The sequence below is a fragment of the Jatrophihabitans sp. YIM 134969 genome (assembly GCF_054456675.1).
Genome location: NZ_JBTJEQ010000027.1, coordinates 60751 through 66829, shown reverse-complemented (window position 1 = coordinate 66829; position 6079 = coordinate 60751). Strand labels below are relative to the sequence as shown.

At 74.1% G+C, this 6079-nt stretch carries 5 protein-coding genes; 3 read left to right on the top strand and 2 right to left on the bottom strand.

All coding sequences use genetic code 11. The features are described from left to right. Positions 1–108: 108 nt before the first annotated feature. Together ACXR2U_RS15000 and ACXR2U_RS14995 are read right to left on the bottom strand one after the other, a co-directional pair. Positions 109–1737 carry a 4Fe-4S binding protein gene (locus ACXR2U_RS15000; protein WP_458825867.1) on the bottom strand — a complete coding sequence of 543 codons (1629 nt, stop codon included), beginning with the start codon at positions 1735–1737 and terminating at the stop codon, positions 109–111. A 13-nt stretch (positions 1738–1750) separates the two neighbouring features. After that, positions 1751–2638, bottom strand: coding sequence for an AurF N-oxygenase family protein (locus ACXR2U_RS14995; RefSeq protein WP_458825866.1), 888 nt, complete (start codon positions 2636–2638; stop codon positions 1751–1753). A 107-nt stretch (positions 2639–2745) separates the two neighbouring features. Here ACXR2U_RS14995 and ACXR2U_RS14990 point away from each other — a divergent pair, with 107 nt between their 5' ends. The 3 genes from ACXR2U_RS14990 to ACXR2U_RS14980 are packed head-to-tail and all read left to right on the top strand — an operon-like array spanning position 2746 to position 6077. Beyond that, the gene (locus tag ACXR2U_RS14990; protein ID WP_458825865.1) at positions 2746–4986 is read left to right on the top strand and encodes a glycoside hydrolase family 3 N-terminal domain-containing protein; all 2241 of its coding nucleotides are present in this window, start codon (positions 2746–2748) and stop codon (positions 4984–4986) included. 3 nt (positions 4987–4989) lie between these two features. After that, the gene (locus ACXR2U_RS14985) at positions 4990–5160 is read left to right on the top strand and encodes a hypothetical protein (RefSeq protein ID WP_458825864.1); all 171 of its coding nucleotides are present in this window, start codon (positions 4990–4992) and stop codon (positions 5158–5160) included. A gap of 11 nt (positions 5161–5171) precedes the next feature. Next, entirely contained in the window at positions 5172–6077 is a 906-nt protein-coding gene (locus tag ACXR2U_RS14980; protein WP_458825863.1) for an aminoglycoside phosphotransferase/kinase family protein, read from the top strand. The last annotated feature ends 2 nt before the right edge of the window (positions 6078–6079 follow it).

Genomic DNA, 6079 nt, shown 5'->3' with positions numbered 1-6079 from the left:
ACCTCCCGGCAGAGGGCGCGCCCGCCGACGTCACCGGCACCGCCGGGTGGCCGGCCGCGCCCGGCCTGGTCGGGAGCGCGGCACAGGGCGGGGCCGGCGCCTGGGCGCTCAGCGCCCGGTGGCGGCGGCCCGGAGTTCGGCCGCGGTCGTGAAGCGCACCCGCGGTCGCCCGGCCGCGGCACCCGCCGCCCGCTCGGCCCGGTCGATCGCCCGGTAGCCCTCGCGGTCGACCACACCCGGGACCTGCCGGCGCAGGCGCCGACGCAGCGATCGCCCGGACCCGCGGCGGGGTGGCAACGTGCCGGCCGCGGCGTCGGCGAGGATCGACGCCACCGTCTCGGCGGCGTCGGCCCGGTTCGCGCCGATGCCGCCGCTCGCACCGCGCTTGATCCAGCCGACCACGTACCGCCCGGGGACGGGGATGCCGCCCGGCGCGTCGAGGACCCGGCCGTCCCGGTGCGGCACGGTGTGGGTGGCGGGGTCGAACGCGACACCCGGCAGCGGGCGCCCGACGTGACCGATGGCCGTCACGACCAGGCCGGCGGCGAGCGGCACGGTCGGGCCGTCGTCCGGGGCGGTGCGGGCGAGCTCGACGCGCTCGACCCGACCCTCGCCCCCGATCCCGGCCGGGGCGGCTCCGAACCAGAAGACGATGCGTCGACGACCGGCGGGCGGTGCCGCGGGGTCGACCGTGACCACCGGCAACGCCGCGAAGTCGGGCGCGGCCCCGAGCTGGTCGCGGATGCCGGGGGTGTCGGCCACGACGACGTCGACGCCGTCGAGGTGCTGCAGGTCGAACAGCTCACCGGGGGTGCACGCGGCGGCGGCCGGCCCCCGGCGGCCGACCACCACGACCTCGCGCACGCGGCTGTCACGCAGGGCGGCGAGGGCGTCGTCGGCGATGTCGGTCGTGGCGAGCGTCGCCGGGTCGGAGACGAGGATGCGGGCGACGTCGAGCGCGACGTTGCCGTTGCCCACCACGACGGCCCGTGCACCGGTCAGCTCCGGGCCGTCGATCTCACGGTCGGGGTGAGCGTTGTACCAGCCGACGAACGCCGTCGACGTCAGCACGCCGGGCAGGTCCTCCCCCGTCACGTCCAGCCGACGGCCGTCGGGGGTGCCGACGGCGAGCACCACGGCGTCGGCGTCACGGGCGAGGTCGTCGACCGAGACGTCGCGGCCGACCTCGACGCCGAGCAGCAGGTGCAGCCGCGGGTTGTGCAGGAAACCCGTGAACCGCTCGCCGAGGCGGCGGGTCGCCGGGTGGTCGGGGGCGACCCCGTGTCGCAGCAGCCCGCCGGTCACGGGGAGTCGGTCCAGCAGCGTGACCTCGGCGCCCGCGACCCGCAGCAGCAGGTCGGCGGTGTAGTGCGCGGCGGGACCGGCGCCGACCACGACGACCTCGAGACGACGGCCGCGCGGCACCGAGGCCGGGAACCGCGGTGGGGTGCCGGTCGGGACGGCCGCGGGCGTCGGCGCCGGGGTGTCGGTGAAGAACGCCCGGTTGCGCAGGATGGAGACCTGCTGCCCCGGCCGGAGCCGGTCGGCCGGGGCGATCGCGTCGACCGGGCAGGCGTCGACGCACGCGCCGCAGTCGATGCACGACCGCGGGTCGACGAACAGCGTCGCCGTCGTCCCGAAGCCCGGTTCGTCGGGCGTGGGGTGGATGCAGTCGACCGGGCAGACGGACACGCACGAGGCGTCGCTGCAGCACCCGGAGGTGATGACGTGGGGCACGGGTCCGACGCGGTCAGATCATGTGCGCGGCGCGGTACACGCGCACGGCCGCAGGGGTCAGCAGACCGACCTCGCCCAGGAAGGCCATGAGGTGGGTGCAGCTGGACCGGAGCATCACGGCCCGGTGCGGGTTGGCGCGGGCGGCGGCGACGGCCTCGGCCCGGTCGAGGCCCGCGGCCGCGTAGACCTCCGGCGACACCATGTTGTCGACGATGATCTTGGCCGCGACCGCGATCACGACGCCGCCGGCGAGGCGTCGCGCGCGACCGGCCCCCTCGAGCAGGTCGCGGATCTCGGCGCGGGCGTACTTCATGTGCCGGGACTCCTCGACCACGTGGATCTTGCTCGTGGTCCGGACCATCGGCAGCACGTTCTCCCCGCGCATCCAGTCGCGCTGCATGACGTCGAGGACCTCCTCGGCGACGAGGATCGCGGCGTAGGCGAGCTCACCGTGCGCGACGGTCTTGTAGACCCGGCCGAGTTCGACCGCCGGCCGCGACGGGAAGTAGCCGGTGGCGCCCAGCGCCTGGCAGGTCCGGGCGAACATGGCCGAGTGCCGGCACTCGTCGCCGATCTCGGTGAGCGCGAAGCGGAACTCGTTGCTGGCGTGGTCCTTGCGGTACTCGTGACGCAGGATCATCTGCTGCAGGATCATCTCGAACCAGATGCCGGTGCTCATGATCGACGCGACCTCGTGGCGGGTCAGCGTCACCCGCTGCTGCTCGGTCATCCGGTCCCAGAGCGCGGTCCCGTGGAGGGTCGACCACTCGGGGTTGAGCCCGTACAGGGAGGGGTCGAGCGGGGCGTCCCAGTCGATCTCGGCGTCGGGGTCGTACGAGAGCGTGGCCGCGGAGTCGAGCAGGCGGCGGCTGGTGTCCTCGATCGGCAGCACGGCGGTCATCGGGGCCTCCGGGGTGTCTGTGTCAGGTTGTCACTGTAACGATTTGTCACATGTAAACACCTGGCGGGCCCGGTTGTCCAGTCCGAGCGGTGCGGCAAGGTGTGGGGATGGTCGACGACGACGTGTCCACCTGGGTCGAGGCGCTGCTGGCGGCGATGACACCGGCCGAGAAGGCGGGTCAGCTGACCCAGTACTTCTACTTCGGGGGGTTGTCCGACGACGACGCCGCGCCCGACGACATCGCGCCGTCGCAGCAGGGCGCGCTCGTCGAGGCGGCGCTGGCGCGGGGCGAGGCCGGGTCGCTGCTGTTCGTCAACGACGCCGCCGAGACCAACCGGCTGCAGCGCCTCGCCGTCGAGGGCAACGCCCACGGTGTGCCGGTGCTGTTCGGCTACGACGTCATCCACGGGCTGCGCACCGTGTTCCCCGTGCCGATCGCGATGGCGGCCTCGTGGGACCCGGCCGTCATCGAGGCGGGCCAGGCCGTCGCCGCCCGTGAGGCGCGCGCGGTCGGCATCCACTGGACCTTCGCCCCGATGGTCGACATCGCCCGCGACCCGCGGTGGGGTCGGATCGTCGAGGGCGCCGGGGAGGACCCGGTGCTGGGCGCAGCGGTCGGCGCGGCCCAGGTCCGCGGGTTCCAGGGACCGACGCCCGGCGCCGACCCCGAGCGGGTCATCGCCGGCCCCAAGCACTTCGCGGGCTACGGCGCGGCGGTCGGTGGCCGCGACTACGACGAGGCCGACATCTCCGACCACCAGTTGCACAACGTCTACCTGCCGCCGTTCCGGGCCGCGGTCGAGGCGGGCGCGGGCAACGTCATGACGGCGTACATGGACCTCAACGGCATCCCGGCCTCGGGCAACCGCTGGCTGTTCACGGAGGTCCTCCGTGACGAGTTCGGCTTCGACGGGTTCGTGGTGTCCGACGCCAACGCCGTCCGCAACCTGGTCACCCACGGGTTCGCGGCCGACCTCGCCGACGCCGGCGTGCGGGCGGTCGGCGCGGGCACCGACATGGAGATGGCCATGCTCGACCCGGCCTTCGCCCACCTGCCCGCCGCGGTCGAGTCGGGGGCGCTCGACCCCGCGGTGCTCGACGAGGCGGTCCGACGCGTGCTCACCGCCAAGGTGCGGCTCGGCCTGCTCGACGACCCCTACGTCGACGAGGCCCACGCGGTCGAGGTCCTGAACGACCCGGCCCATCGCGAGACGGCCCGGATCGCGGCCGAGCGCAGCGCGGTGCTGCTGCGCAACGAGGGCGGCGTGCTGCCGCTCGACGCCGGATCGTTGCACCGGGTGGCAGTCCTCGGGCCGCTCGCCGACTCCCGTCGCGACATCCTCGGGCCGTGGGTCTTCGACTACGACCTCGACGAGACGGTCACGGTGGTCGACGGCCTCCGCTCCCGGCTCGACGGGGTGGCGGTGGAGTACGCGACCGGCGTGCGCCCGGTGGTGCGCCCGACGCCGTCGATCTTCGACGCGCACGGGGGCAACAAGCCCGTCGTTCCCGAGGGTTTCGACGACGACGCCGAGTTGGCCCGGGCGGTCGCGCTGGCCACGGACTCCGACGTCGCGGTGGTCGTGCTCGGCGAGTGGCAGAACATGGTCGGCGAGCAGGCGTCACGGTCATCGCTGGAACTGCCCGGTCGGCAGCTCGAACTGCTGCAGGCCGTGGTCGCCACCGGCACGCCCGTGGTGCTCTGCGTGCTGTCGGGTCGGCCGGTCGACCTGCGGTGGGCGGCCGAGCACGTCCCGGCGATCCTGCAGATCTGGTACCCCGGCACCCAGGGCGGCGCGGCGGTCGCGAAGCTGCTGACCGGCGACGTCTCCCCCGGCGGCAAGCTGCCCGTCACCTGGCCGCGCTCGGTCGGCCAGGTCCCGATCGTCTCCAGCCACACGATCTCGCACGAACCCGAGAACCAGGACGCGCGGTACTGGGACGAACCCAGCACACCGCTGTACCCCTTCGGCCACGGACTCTCGTACACGACCTTCGCCTACGACGACGTCACCCTCGACCGGGCGTCGATCGGACCGGATGACGCCGCAACGGTCTCGGTCACGGTCACGAACACCGGTTCCCGGACGGCCGACGAGGTGGTGCAGCTGTACGTCCATCAGCGGTACGGCACCGCATCACGACCGGTGCGCGAGCTCAAGGGGTTCGAGCGGGTGACCCTCGAGGCCGGGCAGTCCCGCGTCGTGACCTTCCCCCTCGGCCGGGCCGAGCTCCGGTACTGGAACGCAGGCGTGCGCGACTGGGTACTGGATGCGACAGTGGTGGATGTCGGCGCGGGCGGGGACTCGACCGCTCCGTTCACCGCGACCCTGACCGTGGAGGCCTGAAGCGTGACCAAGAACCGTCTGCTGACGATCATCGGTGTGCTGCTCGTCGTGTGGATCGCGCTGGCCGTGATCGGTTTCGTGGTCAAGGCCCTGCTGTGGCTCGCCGTGGTCGCGCTCGTGCTGTTCGCGATCACCGCGGTCGCCGGTGGCGTCCGGGCCCGCAGCCGCCGCTGACGTTCCGCGCCGTGCGGACTCCGCCGGACCACCTCGACGCGTCCGACCTCACCGCCGTCCTCGCGGTCGAGTGGGGGCTGACCGGGGTCGAGCTCGCGTACGCCCCGGTGGGGTTCGGCGCGCACCACTGGTGGGCGTCGGTGGCCGGCCGACGGGCCTGGTTCGTGACGGCCCACCGGGCCGACCCCCGCCTCGACCCGGCGTTCCGGACCGCAGCCGCCCTGCGCGACGCCGGCCTGGACTTCGTGGTCGCGCCGGTGACCTCCGAGCTGGGCGACGTGGCCGTGCAGTTCGGCGGGTTCGCGGTGTCGGTCACGCCCTGGATCGCCGACGCGACCGACCACCCGGCGCACGGCGACGACGTCGCCGAGTTGCTGGCGGCGTTGCACGGTGCAACAGATTCGGTGCGGTGGGTGGCCGGCTCCGACGACCTGGCCGTCGAGGCGCGGGCGGCGCTCGAGCAGGCCCTCGCGCAGCTCGACGACCCGTGGTCCGACGGCCCGTACGCCGAGGACCTGCGCCGGGCCCTGGCCACCGCCGCCCCGCGCGTGCGTGACGCGCTCGCCGACCACGACCACCGGGTGGCGGCCGTGGACCGCGGTGGCTTCGTCGTCACCCACGGCGAGGTCAAGCCCGGCAACCTGCTCGCCACCGTCGGCGGCGTCGCGCTGGTCGACTGGGACACCGCGCTGCTCGCTCCACGCGAGCGCGACCTCTGGCGGCTCCCCGAGGCCGATCTCGCCCGCTACACCGCCCGCAGCGGCCGGGTCGTCGACGCGGGCGTCCTCACGCTCTACCGCCACCGCTGGGACCTCACCGACACCGCCCTGTACGTCGAGCAACTCCGCGCCGCGCCTGCCCGCATCGACGACACCGAGATCGCCTGGCAGGCGGTTCGCGACCTCCTGCAGCCGTGAGC

What these genes read in the sequence shown, in the direction of transcription:
- ACXR2U_RS14995 (WP_458825866.1), bottom strand. Translation starts at nt 2,638, where the DNA reads ATGACCGCCGTGCTGCCGATCGAGGACACCAGCCGCCGCCTGCTCGAC.
- ACXR2U_RS14990 (WP_458825865.1), top strand. Translation starts at nt 2,746, where the DNA reads ATGGTCGACGACGACGTGTCCACCTGGGTCGAGGCGCTGCTGGCGGCG.